1 protein-coding gene is annotated in these 535 nt (G+C 32.7%); it reads left to right on the plus strand.

What is annotated here, in order from left to right:
- Positions 1–26: 26 nt before the first annotated feature.
- Positions 27–535: aminoglycoside 6-adenylyltransferase (locus ACPC58_RS11715; protein ID WP_002325310.1), on the plus strand; the 509-nt coding region annotated here is incomplete at its 3' end.

A 535-nucleotide genomic window follows, 5' to 3' on the forward strand; every position in this document is an offset into this window, starting at 1 on the left:
AGAAAAAATAAACGAGGAGTATGTAAATGAGATCAGAAAAAGAAATGATGGATTTAGTACTTTCTTTAGCAGAACAGGATGAACGTATTCGAATTGTGACCCTTGAGGGGTCACGCGCAAATATTAATATACCTAAAGATGAATTTCAGGATTATGATATTACATATTTTGTAAGTGATATAGAACCGTTTATATCTAATGATGACTGGCTTAATCAATTTGGGAATATAATAATGATGCAAAAGCCGGAGGATATGGAATTATTCCCACCTGAAGAAAAGGGATTTTCCTATCTTATGCTATTTGATGATTACAATAAAATTGATCTTACCTTATTGCCCTTGGAAGAGTTAGATAATTACCTAAAGGGCGATAAATTAATAAAGGTTCTAATTGATAAAGATTGTAGAATTAAAAGGGACATAGTTCCGACTGATATAGATTATCATGTAAGAAAGCCAAGCGCAAGGGAGTATGATGATTGCTGCAATGAATTTTGGAATGTAACACCTTATGTTATTAAAGGATTGTGCCG

The sequence above is a fragment of the Streptococcus sp. VTCC 12905 genome (genome assembly GCF_049893385.1).
Classification (GTDB): Bacteria; Bacillota; Bacilli; order Lactobacillales; family Streptococcaceae; genus Streptococcus; species Streptococcus suis_AA.